Consider the following 16,749-nt stretch of genomic DNA (forward strand, 5'->3'; position numbering starts at 1 on the left):
GGGTATTTACCTTTTTGGCTCTAAACAAGATAGATAACTAAACTGAAAATTCAAACAACATTTATGCAACACTAGTGGGATTATTTAGATTTATATTTACTTCATTGGAAAGGGAATATTCCTATTGAAGAAACGATTGAAGCTTTGGAGAAAGTGAAAAGTCAGGGGAAAATAAAGTCTTGGGGTGTATCTAATATAGATGTTGATGACTTAGAAAAAATAATAAAATTACCTGATGGAATAAAGTGTGAAGCAAATCAAGTACGTTATAATTTGGGAGACCGGGGGATTGAATTCGATTTAGTACCTGCGATGAACAAACTTGAAATGCCATTAATCGCCTATTCTCCAATTGCTCGGGGGGATAGCTTTGGTACCAATTTAACGAAACAAAAAGTTTTGATGGAAATTGCTGAAAAACATCAAACAGATATTTTTCAAATTTTATTAGCTTGGAGTATTCGAAATGGACAAACAATTGCTATTCCACAATCTAGTAATACAACTCATGTGATAGATAATGTAAGAGCAGTTGAGATTCAATTAACGCGACAAGATTTGGAGCAAATAGACTCAGTTTATCCAGAACCTAGCAGAAAACAGCCACTTGCTTTATGGTAATGAGGAATAATCTAAGTAATTAACTTTTTGAGATACCATAATAAGAAACAGTCAGATGCAGTGAAGAGGATTGATTTTTTTCAACCCCTAGAAATCCCCACCCAAATAATTTAGACACTATAAAAACACCTTCGGTTTAGTACAAAAAGTGCTAATTCGGATGTGTTGTTGTATGGCAATATTGTAATTTAAATTATTACTTGACTTCGAGTTGACTAGAGGTATTAATATTTTGTCACAAGAGATAAAGTGAGTAGATAAGTGAATAAAAAAATTAAATCAGATTGATTTATTTACTTACAAGCCAAGCTCTTAAAAATTGTAATTAAATGAACGGTGATTGCTAATGTAAGAGTTGCAGAAGAACCAATAACCCTTTTTGCATAGCTGAAATTAGCGACGTGAACTAGATTTGCTGGACTGAGGGTTGTAATAAATGCATTAAAACAAATGCGGTACCATGTTTTGAACTAGGATATTTACCCCAAATAAGATTCAATGGAGGAATTAAAATGATAAAAAATAATCAAAAAACATTTACTATCAGTAAAAAGGTAACCGTTGAAAAGGTTTCATTTAATAACAGATATGGAATTACAGTCTCAGCAGACTTGTATTTGCCTAAAGAAATTAATAAGTCTCACAAGTATCCTGCTATTATTGTTGGTACACCTTATGGAGGAGTTAAGGAACAAGGGGCAGGAATTTATGCACAAGAAATGGCAGAGCGTGGCTTTGTAACTCTTGCTTTTGATGAGTCTTACAACGGAGAAAGTAGTGGTGAGCCAAGAAGGATTTCGTCTCCAGATATTTTTGTTGAGGATTTCAGTGCAGCAGTGGACTTTATAGGGACTCGTCCATTTGTAGAGCGAAATAAAATTGGAGTTATTGGTATTTGTGGTAGTGGTGGTTTCGCTCTTACAGCTGCCCAAGTTGATAAACGAATAAAAGCAGTTGCAACGGTAAGTATGTATGATATGAGTAGAGTAATGCGAAACGGTTGGGAAGATAGCATGACTGACGGACAGCGCAATCAAACTCTTAACCAACTTGCTGAACAACGTTGGAAAGATTTTGAAAGTAAGGAGCCGGAATTAACGCCAACTTTTCCTAGCGAACCTGTTGATAAAGTACCTGAGGAGTTAGATCCTATTTCAAGTGAATTTTTCGGGTATTATGCAACGAAGCGTGGGTTTCACACGAATTCAGTAGGCGCATTCACAAAAACAAGTGCTATGTCCTTTATGAATTTCCCGTTGATGAATTATATTAAATCAATATCTCCAAGACCGGTTCTGTTTATCATGGGCGAACATGCACATTCAAGATACTTTAGTGAAGATGCATACCAAATGGCTGCTGAGCCTAAAGAGCTGTATGTGGTTCCTAATTCTGGTCATGTCGACCTTTATGATAGAACGGATCTGATTCCGTTTGATAAGGTAAAATCATTTTTCACAGAAAATATGTAATGCATCATAAACTTTATTGATAATGCTAAACCGAGGGGGTGTTCATACATAGATACATCGCATGAAACATGTTGTTCCTAGGAAACTGAACTAACTCTGAGCTCAACTGAAGATATTAGACCCTAGTAGAAGTTCGAAAGATGTTTGCCAAAACTGGTAGGTAGGCCAGTTGAGGAAACATTAATTTGTATCATATTTTACATTTTTCTTTACACCATTAAAAAGGGGATTTTTATATGAAAAAAGTAAAAGTAATGCCATTAGAGAAAAAAGGGATTACCTCAAGTCGTCTTGCATTAGGTTGCATGAGATTTGGTGGAGAATGGGAAAAAAACTCCTATACAAAAGAAGACATTTTATCAGCAGAAAAAGCAATCGACACTTCATTAGAGGTCGGTATTACAATGTTTGATCATGCTGACATTTATAGTTTGGGAAAAGCAGAAAAAGTATTTGGGGAAATTCTGGGTGCTCGCCCAGAACTAAGAGAAAAAATGACACTTCAATCAAAATGTGGTATTCGGTTTGGCAATGAAACAAATCCATATTGCTATGATTTTTCAAAGGATTATATTCTTAATTCAGTAGATGGAATATTAAGTAGATTAAATACGGAATATTTAGATATTCTACTTTTACATCGTCCAGACCCACTGATGGAACCGGAAGATGTTGCTGAGGCATTTGAGGCATTGAAGAAAACTGGAAAAGTACGTCACTTTGGGGTTTCTAACATGAGTGTTGCTCAAATCCGACTTTTAAATTCATATTGTTCAGAACCTATGATTGTTAACCAGTTACATATGAGCTTAAAACGAATTGACTGGCTAGAACAAGGAGTTTTAGTGAATCACGAATCTGGTTCAAGCGTTAATTTTGGAGATGGAATAATTGAGGATTGTCAATCATCGGATGTACAAATTCAAGCATGGTCACCATTAGCAAAAGGAATATATTCAGGTCAAATCATAGAAAAACCTTCAGATTCTGATATAGCAACGAAAGAATTAGTAGAAAAACTAGCAAAAGAAAAAGAGACTTCAACAGAGGCAATTGTCCTTGGTTGGTTAATGCGTCATCCAGCAATGATCCAACCTGTTATTGGAACTGCCAATCCAGAAAGAATAAAAAAGTGCCAAGATGGGATTAAACAAGCGGAGCTAATGACTCGTGAGGAATGGTATTCTCTTTATACAGCTTCTCGCGGTATTAAATTACCTTAAAAATTAAACTTAAAAAGATATAATTTTAATGTGATCTTTAGCTTCGGTCTAACCGATTGTGCTATTAGTGAAACCAATGAAAGTGAAGTAACCAAACCAAATTATGAGGTACTACCAATAAGTATTCAAGAAGTTAGGGGTATTGACAAGTCAACGATGAAAGATCTAATTCGCTTGTGAAATTATTTAAATTAATTCGGATCCAATCAAGTTTCACCTGTTTAACTCAATAATTCCTTACTCAACGGATGTTGTCGAAGGTGATTAATATGATAAGAATGATTTATTTATATCTAACGTTACCTCCATTAATGCTTGCAATATTAAAATAGTGGAAGAAAGTGCAGAAAAATCTAAGCTAGGCTAAATAATTATTGAAATTAAAAAATCTGATAGAGTGACTAATGTGAACAGTGAGAAGTAAAGGGTGGGTTAGAAATAGTACAAATAGATCGTGAGGATAAAATTCCGAGATGATTAGGTTTTATTAAGTAATCGTCCTTTTTTTCGTATTTGACTCGCACTGCGCAGCAAAGGTTTTCCTTTTTAGCGACCTTGTGAAAAATCATAAAGTAAAAAAGTTGTTAGTGAAAAAGGGTACAGTTCATATTACTGTACCCCTACCATAATGTACCCTTGAAGGGTCATTACTCTACGCTAAGTCGTTTTGTAACCAATTTAATAATCCCACCATTGTGAAGGGGAAAGAGGTAAGCCTTCATGTAATAGGATAGTTTTCCCTATTTGTGGAGCAAGTAAATTAACTTCCAATCTTTCTGCCTCAAGTAATGCTCGTTCGATAGGTTCTGACCAATCATGAAAAGCAAGAGTAAACGCACCCCAATGCACTAACATCATATTCTCACCATTTACATCTACATGAGCTTGAACAGCTTCTTCTGGTGTCATATGAACCCAATCCCAGCGATCATCGTATTGACCGCCATCTAGAAGAGTCAAATCAAAAGGGCCATATCTTTCTCCAATTTCTTTAAAATGTTCATCATATCCACTATCTCCGCTTGCATAAAGCCTTGTATTTTCTCCAAGAATGACCCAACCGCCCCAGAGGGTAGAATTGCGGTTAAAAGGTCCTCTTCCAGAATAATGTTTGGCTGGGGTCAAAGCCACAGTTAAACCTTCGAACTCCGTTTCATCCCACCAATTTAGTTCAGTAATGTTTTCTTCTTCTACTTCCCACCGAATGAGGTGAGCACTTACACCGAGTGGTACGTAAAAATGAGAAACCATGTCCTTTAGCTGAAGAATCGATGCATAATCTAAGTGATCATAATGATCATGTGTAATAAAAACAGCATCGATAGGGGGCAATTCCTCAACTATGCTTAAAAGATCTTCACTATAGCGTTGACTTCCTCCTGCAAATGAAACGGGTGAAGCCCTGTGTCCTAGCATTGGATCTACAAAGATCTTTTTATTATCAATGCTTAATAGAAACGTAGAATGACCAAACCAAGTTAAACTATCTTCCTCACTTTTAATTTTGTCCCAATCTATCTCAGAAACAGGTATGTCACCAGTTGGAAAACGTTCAGTATCACCGGAAAAAAGAGAATCTCTCATCATCGATAACGTTCCAAAGATGCCATTACTCATATCTGTGGGTACTTGATTTACAAAGTTTCCATTTTGATAATTATCAAACCTTTCATAAACCTCTTGCTGTTCTCTACTTGGATTTCCTCCGAACGCAGGGTGCATATTTATAAATAAGATAATGGCAACTAAAATTATAATAATAACAATGAATACGTACAACATCACTTTTTTCATTGCTCCTCCTGTAGGTATATTACATTAAATTTTGGGGGAATTTATTCCTTCAACCATAATGCACTTTGTAATAGTCAACTTTTGTTCATTTGTAAGTTATAGAGATAGCCGATTATCCCTGTTAGGAAAGAGAAATCGGCTTTTTTACTTTAACTGTTTTTTTGTGTTACATACCTAATCCATAACCCGCTATCGTCCAATTTTTCGATTGCTGTTAAGGAGAAATTTACTGGTTTCGGTTTGTTTAGAAAAGGACTCGTTTCAAATAGTGTCACTGAGTCAGACGCACCATCTGCAATGGGAACTAGCAACAGGCTCAATTCATCAATTAATCCTTCATTTAAAAGCGAGCCGTTTATAAAGCCTCCACCTTCTAGCATTAATTTATCAATTGAAAATTGAGATTTTAGCTTTTGTACTACGACAGTAAAATTTAATCGTTCTTTTCCACCGAAAATGTAAGATATACCAACTTTTCTCAGGTGGTTTAAGAAAGCATCGGAAACTTGCTCTGTAAGCACCTCTACGATGTGATCGTCCGTTCGATGCTCATTCCATGATTTAATGGAATTTTCTGTCCAGCCTAATTTTCCTGAGGGATCTACTGCTACCGCAAAACTTTCAGCATTTTTGTTTGCAACAAAATCGGTTTTAGGGATAGGTGGTATGTCTTCGTCTTTTAAATCTAGTTTATGGCCAAAGGTAAAGTGTTCCTCCATTGTAACCCTACCACACATCCATGCTTTCGATTCGTAACTGTCATGAATTTTTTCATATATAGCTGCAAAGTCTGCTTGTCTTTCCACTTTCAAGTAATCTCCAGCTACTTTCCCATCCAATGAAGTTGCCATGTGACAAATAATATATGGTCTATCCAAATTTGACACCCCTTTAAACATAAAATTCTGCCCCAAACATATTTAATTGAGGCAGATAATTAACTTTTACTACTATTAGTATTTCCAAGTTAGGATTAACTTAGGTTTGTTCGAAAGAAACTCTCGAGCTTCTCGAAGGGAATAAGGTCAGTCCTGTCGTATAAGTCGATATGTTTTGCATCCTTGACAACATGCAATTCCTTTGGTTAGGCAGCTGTCTTGTAAGCATCCTCGGTAAAATAGCGCGAATGTGCATTTTCACCCATGATGAACAAGATTGGTCTTGGCGAAATGGATTCAAGATCAGTAAGCAAAGGGAATTTCATAAAAGACAGATCGCTTGTCATCGTAAGTCCACCTATTGAATTTGGATGGTGTCCACGAGGAGCTACATAATATTCAAAAAACTCACTTGTGATAGGATCCAGCCCCTCTGGAATTTCAGCAGGGAATGTTGGTGTCAACTGAGGAGAGCCATTTTCAAAGTCCTTCCAACGTTGCTCGCCAAGTTGAACGAAGTATTCATTACGTTGTTCGTCGGTCATACTGTCTTCCCAACCATTTCGCTTTACGCGGCTCATATCGTACATACTTGCAGTGGCAATGGCCTTGATGCGATGGTCAACTTTTGCTGCGGAGAGGGCAAATCCGCCACTACCGCAGATGCCAATCGCACCGATTTTATTTCTATCCACGTAAGGTCGTGTTCCCAGATAGTCTACACCCGCGCTGAAATCTTCAGCGAAAATATCAGGTGATGAAATTGTCTTGGTTCACCGCTGCTTTCACCGTTATAGGACTCGTCGAATGCAATTGCAACAAAACCTCGTTCTGCCATGGTTTGCGCATAGATTCCTGCACCTTGCTCTTTTACACCGCCATACGGGGTACCAATGACAAGAGCCGGGTATTTCGTTGATTCATCCATATCTTTCGGTAAATACAAGTCTGCGGCAACGTTAATACCAAACCTGTTATTGTATGACACTTTTCTACATTTACTTTGTCGCTCTTAGGAAAGGTTTTATCCTTTTCGGAGGTTCCTTTATGAGAAACAGCATCGGTCATAGATTGAGTGTTGATTGATTTTTTTTTCCATTCTTTTATCTCCTTTTAATGTTATTATGATGTTAGAATTTTCTACATCTTTTTTGGGGTTTTGATAACAATCATTTGCAACTATATTGCTGGCATTGACTTTGCCCAATAAACAAAATCATCATTGATTGTTAAAACAACATCTGTCTATAATTATAAAAAGATGTAGGATACTTTCAATCGTTAAATGAAAGTGAAATGTGGTTTATCCAACAATGTAATCAAATTTGTCGATAATCTTTAGAAAGTTTGGTGATGAAACAATGCCGAAAGTGGATAGGAGAGTAGTAAAAACTCAGCAGGCAATAAAAAAAGCACTTCTTGAACTTATGAGTGAAAAGAATTTTGACCATATTACTATTCAGGATATTTCAGACAGGGCAAATGTAAACCGAAGTACTGTATATCTCCATTATTTAGATAAATACGATTTACTAGATAAGATGATAGACGAGCATATTAACGAGCTAAAGGAAACAAGTGAATGGGCATGTCAAGAGGAATGGGTAGATGCTATTCAGATCTTTGTCGAATACTTTGAGGCTCATTATTTATTTTTTTCGACAATGTTATCGAGCAAAGAAGCAATTCCTTCTTTTCGTGCTAAGTTTCTAGAATATGTGATCGAGGGATTTAAGGATGAATTTCACAAAACAACTGGAATAAATGAAGGGTTAAGTGAAGATATAATTGTTAAATTCGCTGCGAATGCTTACATAGGGGTTTTGGAATCATGGGTAAAGGATGGGATGCCTTCCTCACCTAAGTCTATAGCGAAAGAATTAGGGATTCTAATGGATAGGATTCTATAATACTGCTTAAAAGTGTCGTCAAATAAAACATAACAACTCATTGTAATATTGGAAAAAATTTTTTTTAGTATGAGATTAACCTAAATTATTGAGATATTAATACATCTTCGAATTGGTACAAGAAGTGCTAATTCGAAGGTGTTTTTGTCTACATCGTTCTTAAACTCCTCAGTACTAAATTCAGGGACCAATAATGGTATGAAATCTCTTTACAATACCTATTTAGGGTATTATTCTTTCTGCTTTCCGTATTTTGTTTATTAGATTCCTCCCTAAAATTTATCGACATTATTTAATATATTGTTGATTAACCAACAAATTGCTTTGATTTAACCATTGAGAGCTTCGTCTACGTCCATCTATACTAATAAACGGATATTGATTAATTCATCAGTCATGTTTTTAGTAAAATCAATTTCCATTATGCAAGTGAATATACCCTAAAATAAAAAGAAGGGGGAATGAAATTTATCATTAAGGTTAATGGCTGTCACTGCACAGTTGTGTTTGACATAGGTACTTCTAAGACTGTCTTCTTAATTCGTCAACGTAACACAGTCTCTAATCTTTTTCAGACCATTATTCTAAAAGGATAGAATAAGTAGTAAATGAATAATGGAAAAAATTCAATTTTAAGGAGTTAAAAATGAAAAAAAATATATTACGAAAGCAAAGTTTTTTTACACTTGTATTAATAGGCTTAGTCTTGTTTTTTGCTAGTGCTTGTGCACCCACTCAAGGAAATGAAGAAAGTACAGTTGATGAGGACACTCAAGGAAATGAAGAAAGCACAGTTCAAGCGGATACAGTAGACACCGCGGAATGGGACAAGACTTTTCCTCAGAGCGAAGAGGTGACTCTCGAAAAAGTATCATTCGATAACAGATTTGGAATTGAATTGGTTGCGGATATGTATATCCCTAATGATATTGATTCCTCAGCTGAATTACCTGCAATCATTGTCGGACATCCGTTCGGTGGTGTGAAGGAACAGACGTCCGGTTTATATGCCCAGGAGATGGCAGAACGGGGCTTTGTGACCATTGCCTTTGATGCTTCCTACAATGGAGAAAGCGGTGGGGAACCACGTAATATCGCCTCTCCAGAAGCATTTGTTGAAGATTTCAGTGCTGCAGTAGACTTTTTAGGAACGCATGAATTGGTGGATCGAGACCGTATTGGCGTGATCGGCATTTGTGGTAGTGGCGGTTTTACAATCAATGCTGCACAAGTTGACCCTCGATTAAAAGCCGTTGCGACAGTGAGTATGTACGACATGGGACGCGCTAATCGTGAAGGATTGGGGTTAGCACCGGTAGCGGATGAGGTGATGACTGAGGAAGAATGGAGGGCAGCTCTTGAAGAAGCTGCTGAACAGCGTTGGATTGAGGCTGAAGGAGGAGAACCAATACAAGACTTAGTAGGCTCTGCTGTCGAACTAAAACCTTCACAGCTAGCAGCAGGTCAAGAGTTTGGTGAATACTACGGTACACCTAGAGGAGAACATCCTCGTTCTATACCTATGAGCCTTACCAGCAGAGGGGCACTAATGAACTTCTTCCCGTTTGAGCAGATTGAGATGATTAGTCCGCGTCCATTGCTGTTCATTGCAGGTGAGAATGCCCACTCCAGATACCACAGTGAAGACGCATATGAGCTAGCTGGCGAAGAGAAAGAACTTTTCATTGTACCAGGTGCAGGACATGTGGATTTATATGACAACATGGAGTTAATTCCATTTGACAAACTGGAGTCTTACTTTCAAGAAAATCTCTAAAGAAAAAATTAGATTTGTGATGAGAATAGACAGTCTTAGATCTAATGTTAATTGAGTAAAAACGATGTGTGGATCTCGTATATTTTTTCGAGACCCACATATTTTTGTTGACAAGCAAATAAATAACAATGCAGCTATTTGTTGATAGCTTAGGTAATGAATTATTAGCTATTGGTACAGGCGGTGGCTTTCGTCCTGCTCCTTCTATTTAGATATTTGAGGTAATTCAAAGAACTTTTTATGATGTAAATCTATTGTAGAAATAAATACTATTAAAAAAACATGTATAAAGGATGACATAGTATGAAAAAATTCTTTTCTATTCTTAGTATGTTTATTTTTAGTTTTGGTTTGATTGCCTGTGCTAATAGTGAAACAAATGAAAGTAAAGAAATTAATCAAGAGGAATTGCCAACCAGTGAGCAAACTGAAGAAAAGAGGGATAGTGATATGTCAGACTCATCAATGATAATAGATTTAAACATCACAATAGGAGAACAGGTATTTTCTGCAAAGCTTTATGAAAACCAAACCACTCAAGCCTTTATTGAAAAACTACCTTTAGACATAAACATGAGAGATGTTAATAGTAATGAAAAATTTTATAGTTTCCCAGATACACTCCCAACAAATTCCGAGAGACCAGGGGAGATTAATGCAGGAGATATCATGTTGTATGGAGATAATGGTCTGGTACTATTTTATGACACCTTCTCAAGTAGTTATAGCTACACTCGTATTGGATATATTGAGGAGGCAGCACGCTTTGCTCAAGTTGTCGGAGACGGTGATATAAATGTCGTTTTTGATTTGGCTAAAAATATTGAATAAATCATAATAAAAAGATTCTATATATTATTGGCGACCAACTAGTCGGTAGAGCAGACATTGACTGTTTTCTATGTCATAAACGGGGAATGTTTCCATAAAGTTGACGCTCGAAGGCACACATTTTTGTTCTTGAAGACAGCAAACGACACATCTTAATCTGCGGGCAGTTTGGTACTGCACCACTCACCTCCGTAGTATATCTGTTTATCCCAATGTATTATAGCAACATTAGGAATGGAGAATAGCTTCACTTTCATTAAATATTTGTGCCGTGAGCACAGTGAGAGGAATGAAACTTAAAATGAAAAAATTGTTGATGTTAGCTTTCACCATGATGTTTGTCTTCACTCTTGCTGCGTGTGGAGAAAGTAATGGTTATGACGATGAGGTGATAAGTATTCCTGATAACGAACAAGAGGATACATCTGAGGAAATAATTAATGAAGGCATTCAGGATTCTACAGGGAATAGTGATAATTCGGATAGTTCAGAAGAAAGAATCGTAGTGACTCTTGACAGTGGGGAAATCATTATAAATGTTTATGATAATCCTACAAGCAGGGAATTTTTAGAACAACTTCCTTTGACACTGACATTCAGGGATTATGGAGAAACTGAAAAAATTAGTGATCCACCGGAAGAATTAACTAAGGAAGGGGCACCTTCTGGCTATACACCTGAACGTGAAGATTTTGCTTATTTTTCTCCTTGGGGAAACGTGACTATGTTTTATGATGATCGTTATGGATTTACTGATGGTCTTATTAAATTAGGGGAAATTGAGTCTGGAGTAGAACTACTTGATGATATAGATGAGGACTTTAGCGTTTCCATAGAAATTATAGAGTGAAAACAAGCAAACAGGTGTTTATTGATTGAATATGGAAAGGTTATGGATAAAATTTAATGTAAGAGAGGATATCACTTATCATAAAAGTGTGATTCACTCAACATAAGGACCGGATCAATTCGTGATTGAGGCACTATATATTCCTATGGATTGGATATCTCAATGTATTCCAAGGCTGAATCCGTAAAAGTTCAAACTAAATTCCACAAAGGCTTACAGAAGAAGATCTAGTAAAAATAGGTTCTGTCCCAGAGCCAAGTGTTAGCGAGCCACTAGCTTTGTGGAAAGTAAAACCTAAATTATGAAAGAAATTATTCTTGTTTGGGGACCACCAGAAAATTTGATATCAGAAAGTTCAACATACTGGTTAAGAGATAATCAGGAATCACCGTTTTAAGAAAGAGGACGATAATCTTGGTTCAGCGTACTTGATTTTATTACGAAAATTGGAATGGTGTTGGTTAATACGTAAGGAAAAAACACTTCGAAACTTTGCACACGATATTGATTCTTTTTATTCCACAGAGGAATTGTCCCATTTAACCGAAATGTATGAGCAATATTTGTATCATCCAAATCAAACGGAGGATACGTGGGAGGAGGTCCATCAATTATGGGGAAATCTACCCTACTAAAAAAGACAATTAATTAGCTGGATATAAAGTTTAAGAAAAAAAGAGCAACACTGTGAAAAGATATCTGAAATGAGTTTAATAGAATAGAAAACCAATGGGAGATGTAACTAATGATGAAAAAGATCTTATGCATATATATGATGGCCATTCTTTTACTCGTCGGTTGTTCATCAAATGAACAACAAAATTTAATAGACAACGAGCAAAATAATCAAAGCGGTACGAATGGCGACGCAAACTCAAATATTGATGAAAGCGGTGATGGTGAACGGTTCGGTGCAAACAGCTACAACACGCAGGAAGTAGCCGATGAAATGCGCTATATCGAAGAAAATATCAAACCATCCGAGGGTCCTAAGAAGAGGATTTTGGTTACTGGATCAACGGCCGGCCTGGGAGAATTGACGGCCTACTATCTAGCGAAACGAGGGCACACTGTTGTTGCTCATGCCCGTAATGAAGCACGCGCAGCCGATGTGAGGCGAGACATCCCCGAAATCAGCGATGTTGTTATAGGTGACCTAAATGACCTCGACCAAACCCGACAGCTTGCCGAAGACATCAACGTACTTGGAACGTTTGATGTTATCATCCATAATGCAGGCGTCTACGGCCAGCCGTCTGATGAAATGCTCAACGTAAACTCGCTTTCTCCGTACATTTTGACAAGTCTTGTTAATAGGCCGAAGCAGCTTATCTACCTCACGTCAGACCAGCACCTTAGCGGCGATATTGATGCAGACGACATAACGAGTGACAACCCTCGGACAACGTACAGCGACACCAAGGCACACATCTCTGCGCTTGCCATGGCCGTCGCGCGTGAGTGGCCAGAGATTCAATCAAATGCCGTACAGCCAGGTTGGGTACCAACTCGTATGGGTTTTGCCAATGGTAATACCACCACACCAGACAATCTCCGCGAGGGCTACATGACGCAAGTTTGGTTGGCAGAGGCTACTGAACCGGGCAGCCAAGTAACGGGCGAGTATTTCTTTCACCAAGAAATTGATCGAAACTTCAATCCTATCGTACGAGACGTAGCTGCACAGAATAGGATGCTCGATGCATTTGCACAAAAAACAGGAGTATCGTTTACTAGGGATTAGTCGAAGAAAAAACTATCTCTAACAAAAAAGGCTGGGCTTGTATCGCTCAGCCTTTTCATGTGGTGCATATACTTGTATTATTCGGCTGCAGATGTCACTGTCACGGTGCCAGAGCCAGTGACTTGCGCCAGCCTTGCCGTCATCAGGGGTCGGTTGTATGGTCGACTCCTGTGGCGAAGGAAGAATGGAGGGCAGCTCTTGAAGAAGCTGCTGAACAACGTTGGATTGAGGCTGAAGGAGGAGAGCCAATACAAGACTTAGTAGGCTCTGCTGTCTAACTAAAACCTTCACAACAAGCAGCAGGTCAAGAGTTTATGAATACTACGGTACACCTAGAGGACTAAATCCTCGCTCTATACCTATGAGCCTTACCAGCAGAGGGGCACTAATGAACTTCTTCCCGTTTGAGCAGATTGAGATGATTAGTCCACGTCCATTGCTGTTCATTGCAGGTGAGAATGCCCACTCCAGATACCACAGTGAAGACGCATATGAGCTAGCTGGTGAAGAGAACGAACTCTACATTGTACCAGATGCAGGACATGTGGATTTATATGACAACATGGAGTTAATTCCATTTGACAAACTGGAGTCTTTCTTCCAAGAGAACCTCTAAAGAAAAAATTAGATTTGTGGTGAAGATAGACAGTCTTAGATCTAATGTTAATGAGTAAAAGCGATGTGTGGATCTCGCATATTTTGCGGGGGACATATTTTATTTTGAAAATGTTAGTGTGTTTATTGAAAAATAAAAGTGGTGTTAACTTGTTAAAATTAAAAAGTATGAGAGATAATTTAGGAAGTCTCTAGAAATATGTTGGGGATATAGGTTAAAGGAACAATGAAGCTGTCTAGGTATTTATGACTCAGACAGCCTTTTATGTGGCAATTTAATCTAAGTGTTTTTTTGCAGTATGTTTATAATTTGCCTGAATCTCTTTTAAAAACATATCAGCAGCAACGGGAAAAATCTGATGCTTCTTCCAGACAATATTTAGTCCAGATTCCAGCCTCGGCTCTAGCGGTCTAAAACAAAGATATCATAGAAGTATTTACGATTTTATCAAGCTCGGAAGCACAGCTTGGACATGGCTGAAAATCAATATTTCAGTCATACAAATTTAAAAGGTCAATCTCCGTTTGATCGAATGGAGGAAGACAATATTGAATTTACTACTGCTGGTGAAAACTTAGCATACGGCCAAATAAGTAGTATATTTGCACATGGAGGATTAATGAATTCATTAGGACACAGAGAAAATATCCTTCAGGAACATTTTCGGAATTTAGGGGTAGGAGTGGCATTTAATAATGAGTCACAGCCTTACTATACTAAAAAGTATTTTAGTAATTCATGGCCACTATAGCTACTGTCAGGTCAGACATTTATTGTGAACCTGGGCATGACTAATGAAAGAACATAATACGTAGTTACTTTTATTTGTGAGGATAATATGAAAGTGGCCAATCTCCATTATAGTATCTCAGAAGGTGGGGCATATACTTACCCCTACAAGAATTTATAATGTAATACCGTATTTTTATATTTATTAGCTTTATATGAGGTTAATACTGACTGTACTTATTATCCATCTGTGTTTTTACAATAGCTTTCGTTCCATAAACATGTCATATTCTTGTTGCAGAATCCCCGTTAGTTAGAACACCAACCATTGAAATTTTAATTTCCTTAAAAGGCAATCCTGTAGATTTCAGACATTAATAACTTTTATAGCGTCTATATTGAAGTCTTTAAACAATCGCAGTAGGCTATATATTTAAAGAGTTAAAACCTGTAGGGGCATGGTTCTTCGTTTAAAAATATAAATTAATTGAATCGCTTGACTTAGAGTTAACTATAGGGTTTACCATTGTTTTGCAAGTAAAACAAAAAAATGGTGTTCGGATAGGGAAAAAACATCCATGCATTTAAGTCAAGAACTGGATTATTTTATTTACCATCAAGATAGTAAAAGAAAAGCTAGGGCGGCGTAATAAATTAAACTAAAGAGGTGAGATCTAAATGTTTAATTATGAAGAGAAGGAATACCTTTTATCTCTTTTAAAAAAACAAAAGAGAAAATCCTTTTTTAGTAAAAAAAATGAGATCAACAGTAGATTGATTGAAAAACTGGAACAAATGATTAGAAATGAGAAAGTGAACTACAAGGAAACGAAGAATAAACTATAAGTCTACCAATCAATCAGGATGGAGTACCTAGAAAATTTGGCGAGTGTAACAGGGAGTAGCCTTGATCCTTATCATCGTAACTCAGAGGGATGACCGTTTAAAGGAACCGAGGGATTACGGAACAATGGATCTAAACCTATTTTATAGATGTAAGTCTTCAAGTAAAGGATTATAAAATAAAAATTCATGAAAGGCTGAGGTGATTGGAATGAAAAAAGTCTTCGTAATACCTATGTTTCTACTACTTCTTAACGCTGGATGTACTCAAAATGACCAACAAAATCCAGGAACTGAGCCGGGAAATACTTCAGGTGAGCTAGAAAATGAAGGGCAAGAAGAGCAAATGGTGTCTTTTGAAAATCTAGAAGTAATTGTGGAAAACCTTGATATTCCTTGGTCGATTGAAAAACTTGAAGATACATTCTATTTGACAGAGAGACCCGGATATATCATAAGAATGGAAAATGGGGAAATCGAACGGCAGAGTGTAGAATTGGAGAAAAATATTTCAACAGCTCCCGAGGCGGGGTTATTAGGCGTTGTGCTCGCCCCCGACTTTGCAGAATCGAATCTAGCTTATGCTCATTATACATACGTAGATGACTCTGGACAATTTAACCGTATTGTAACCCTACGGTTGTTAGATAACATTTGGAGTGAAGAAAGATTGCTTCTAGATCATATCCCAAGTGGAACCTACCATCATGGAGGAAGGCTTAAAATTGGACCTGATGGAACACTTTATGCAACTACCGGAAATGCATCTGCGCCAGATATTGCACAAGATCTCGATTCATTAGGCGGAAAAATCTTAAGAATGAATCTGGATGGTTCGATACCAAGTGATAATCCATATCCAAATTCCTACGTGTATAGTTATGGACACCGAAACCCTCAAGGGATTACTTGGTCGTCTGACGGGATACTGTTTTCAAGTGAGCACGGCAGCAGTGCAAATGATGAAGTCAACTTAATAGAAGCTGGTCAAAATTATGGCTGGCCGATTATGGAAGGCTATGAGGAACAAGAAGGTATGGTTTCACCGCTGTTCACTTCTGGAGATGCAGACACTTGGGCACCATCTGGAATGGACTATTATAATGGTAAATTGTATGTTGCTGCACTAAGAGGATCTGCCGTTTTAGAATTTGACCTTGAAACAGGTGAACAACGAGAAGTAATAACTGGACTTGGCAGAATCCGGGATGTACTGATTGAAGATAACTCCCTTTATTTCATTAGCAATAATACAGATGGGCGTGGTACTCCAGAAGAGAATGACGATAAGCTATATAGAGTATCACTATCAGAATTAAATTAATAGAAATGCAGTATTACTTAGAACCGCTTAATAGAGATAAGTATGTTTATTAATAGATCCCCGTATTTTCTGCCGCTGCACCCAGTATGTGTGAGTTTCCTAAGATATGACCTTTCAATTTTAGAATACAAGTTTAA

The 16,749-nt window shown here is 37.3% G+C and carries 14 protein-coding genes and 3 pseudogenes; 12 read left to right on the top strand and 5 right to left on the bottom strand.

What is annotated here, in order from left to right:
• Positions 1-90: 90 nt before the first annotated feature.
• The 3 genes and pseudogenes from SLH51_RS12875 to SLH51_RS12885 all read left to right on the top strand — a co-directional run.
• Positions 91-621, top strand: a pseudogene (locus tag SLH51_RS12875) (aldo/keto reductase); the annotation flags it as partial.
• Positions 622-1,133: 512 nt separating this feature from the next.
• Positions 1,134-2,093, top strand: coding sequence for an alpha/beta hydrolase (locus SLH51_RS12880; protein WP_335961710.1), 960 nt, complete (start codon positions 1,134-1,136; stop codon positions 2,091-2,093).
• Positions 2,094-2,329: 236 nt separating this feature from the next.
• Positions 2,330-3,316, top strand: a complete 987-nt coding sequence (locus SLH51_RS12885; protein ID WP_335961711.1) for an aldo/keto reductase — start codon at positions 2,330-2,332, stop codon at positions 3,314-3,316.
• Positions 3,317-3,994: 678 nt separating this feature from the next.
• Here SLH51_RS12885 and SLH51_RS12890 read toward each other — a convergent pair.
• From SLH51_RS12890 to SLH51_RS12905, 4 genes are all read right to left on the bottom strand, one after another.
• The gene (locus tag SLH51_RS12890) at positions 3,995-5,098 is read right to left on the bottom strand and encodes an MBL fold metallo-hydrolase (protein WP_335961806.1); all 1,104 of its coding nucleotides are present in this window, start codon (positions 5,096-5,098) and stop codon (positions 3,995-3,997) included.
• A 161-nt stretch (positions 5,099-5,259) separates the two neighbouring features.
• Complete coding sequence (locus SLH51_RS12895) at positions 5,260-5,988, bottom strand: RibD family protein (protein WP_335961712.1); 729 nt, start codon at positions 5,986-5,988, stop codon at positions 5,260-5,262.
• 206 nt (positions 5,989-6,194) lie between these two features.
• Positions 6,195-6,683, bottom strand: coding sequence for an alpha/beta hydrolase (locus SLH51_RS12900; RefSeq protein ID WP_335961713.1), 489 nt, complete (start codon positions 6,681-6,683; stop codon positions 6,195-6,197).
• A 23-nt stretch (positions 6,684-6,706) separates the two neighbouring features.
• Positions 6,707-6,976 (bottom strand): alpha/beta hydrolase, encoded by a 270-nt coding sequence (locus SLH51_RS12905; protein WP_335961715.1) that lies wholly within the window; start codon positions 6,974-6,976, stop codon positions 6,707-6,709.
• A gap of 373 nt (positions 6,977-7,349) precedes the next feature.
• On the opposite strand from SLH51_RS12905, the gene SLH51_RS12910 reads away from it, so the two are divergent.
• The 7 genes from SLH51_RS12910 (at position 7,350) to SLH51_RS12940 (ending at position 13,716) form a co-directional block, all read left to right on the top strand.
• Positions 7,350-7,898 (top strand): TetR/AcrR family transcriptional regulator, encoded by a 549-nt coding sequence (locus tag SLH51_RS12910; protein ID WP_335961716.1) that lies wholly within the window; start codon positions 7,350-7,352, stop codon positions 7,896-7,898.
• 646 nt (positions 7,899-8,544) lie between these two features.
• Positions 8,545-9,675, top strand: a complete 1,131-nt coding sequence (locus SLH51_RS12915; RefSeq protein WP_335961717.1) for an alpha/beta hydrolase — start codon at positions 8,545-8,547, stop codon at positions 9,673-9,675.
• A 303-nt stretch (positions 9,676-9,978) separates the two neighbouring features.
• A complete protein-coding gene (locus SLH51_RS12920; protein WP_335961718.1) occupies positions 9,979-10,506 on the top strand; it encodes a cyclophilin-like fold protein in 528 nt (175 codons plus the stop codon).
• Between the two features lie 289 nt (positions 10,507-10,795).
• Entirely contained in the window at positions 10,796-11,356 is a 561-nt protein-coding gene (locus SLH51_RS12925) for a cyclophilin-like fold protein (protein WP_335961719.1), read from the top strand.
• 745 nt (positions 11,357-12,101) lie between these two features.
• Complete coding sequence (locus tag SLH51_RS12930; RefSeq protein ID WP_273847974.1) at positions 12,102-13,100, top strand: SDR family NAD(P)-dependent oxidoreductase; 999 nt, start codon at positions 12,102-12,104, stop codon at positions 13,098-13,100.
• A gap of 122 nt (positions 13,101-13,222) precedes the next feature.
• The gene (locus SLH51_RS12935; protein WP_335961720.1) at positions 13,223-13,378 is read left to right on the top strand and encodes a hypothetical protein; all 156 of its coding nucleotides are present in this window, start codon (positions 13,223-13,225) and stop codon (positions 13,376-13,378) included.
• A 110-nt stretch (positions 13,379-13,488) separates the two neighbouring features.
• Positions 13,489-13,716: an alpha/beta hydrolase gene (locus SLH51_RS12940; RefSeq protein ID WP_335961721.1), complete on the top strand. Its 228-nt coding sequence runs from the start codon at positions 13,489-13,491 to the stop codon at positions 13,714-13,716.
• 274 nt (positions 13,717-13,990) lie between these two features.
• Here SLH51_RS12940 and SLH51_RS12945 read toward each other — a convergent pair.
• Positions 13,991-14,177, bottom strand: a pseudogene (locus SLH51_RS12945) (LysR family transcriptional regulator); the annotation flags it as partial.
• Here SLH51_RS12945 and SLH51_RS12950 point away from each other — a divergent pair.
• Both SLH51_RS12950 and SLH51_RS12955 read left to right on the top strand, forming a co-directional pair.
• Positions 14,168-14,467 (top strand): annotated as a pseudogene (locus SLH51_RS12950) (CAP domain-containing protein); the annotation flags it as partial. The pseudogenes SLH51_RS12945 and SLH51_RS12950 overlap by 10 nt on opposite strands.
• Before the next feature lie 1,032 nt (positions 14,468-15,499).
• A complete protein-coding gene (locus SLH51_RS12955; protein WP_335961722.1) occupies positions 15,500-16,612 on the top strand; it encodes a PQQ-dependent sugar dehydrogenase in 1,113 nt (370 codons plus the stop codon).
• The last annotated feature ends 137 nt before the right edge of the window (positions 16,613-16,749 follow it).

The organism is Halalkalibacter kiskunsagensis (genome assembly GCF_037027555.1).
GTDB classification, from domain to species: domain Bacteria; phylum Bacillota; class Bacilli; order Bacillales; family Bacillaceae_D; genus Halalkalibacter; species Halalkalibacter kiskunsagensis.

Excerpts from the sequence above, each read along its gene's own strand:
- SLH51_RS12880 (WP_335961710.1), top strand. The coding sequence starts at position 1,134 with ATGATAAAAAATAATCAAAAAACATTTACTATCAGTAAAAAGGTAACC.
- SLH51_RS12885 (WP_335961711.1), top strand. The coding sequence starts at position 2,330 with ATGAAAAAAGTAAAAGTAATGCCATTAGAGAAAAAAGGGATTACCTCA.
- SLH51_RS12890 (WP_335961806.1), bottom strand. The coding sequence starts at position 5,098 with ATGTTGTACGTATTCATTGTTATTATTATAATTTTAGTTGCCATTATC.
- SLH51_RS12910 (WP_335961716.1), top strand. The coding sequence starts at position 7,350 with ATGCCGAAAGTGGATAGGAGAGTAGTAAAAACTCAGCAGGCAATAAAA.
- SLH51_RS12915 (WP_335961717.1), top strand. The coding sequence starts at position 8,545 with ATGAAAAAAAATATATTACGAAAGCAAAGTTTTTTTACACTTGTATTA.
- SLH51_RS12920 (WP_335961718.1), top strand. The coding sequence starts at position 9,979 with ATGAAAAAATTCTTTTCTATTCTTAGTATGTTTATTTTTAGTTTTGGT.
- SLH51_RS12925 (WP_335961719.1), top strand. The coding sequence starts at position 10,796 with ATGAAACTTAAAATGAAAAAATTGTTGATGTTAGCTTTCACCATGATG.
- SLH51_RS12930 (WP_273847974.1), top strand. The coding sequence starts at position 12,102 with ATGATGAAAAAGATCTTATGCATATATATGATGGCCATTCTTTTACTC.
- SLH51_RS12940 (WP_335961721.1), top strand. The coding sequence starts at position 13,489 with ATGAACTTCTTCCCGTTTGAGCAGATTGAGATGATTAGTCCACGTCCA.
- SLH51_RS12955 (WP_335961722.1), top strand. The coding sequence starts at position 15,500 with ATGAAAAAAGTCTTCGTAATACCTATGTTTCTACTACTTCTTAACGCT.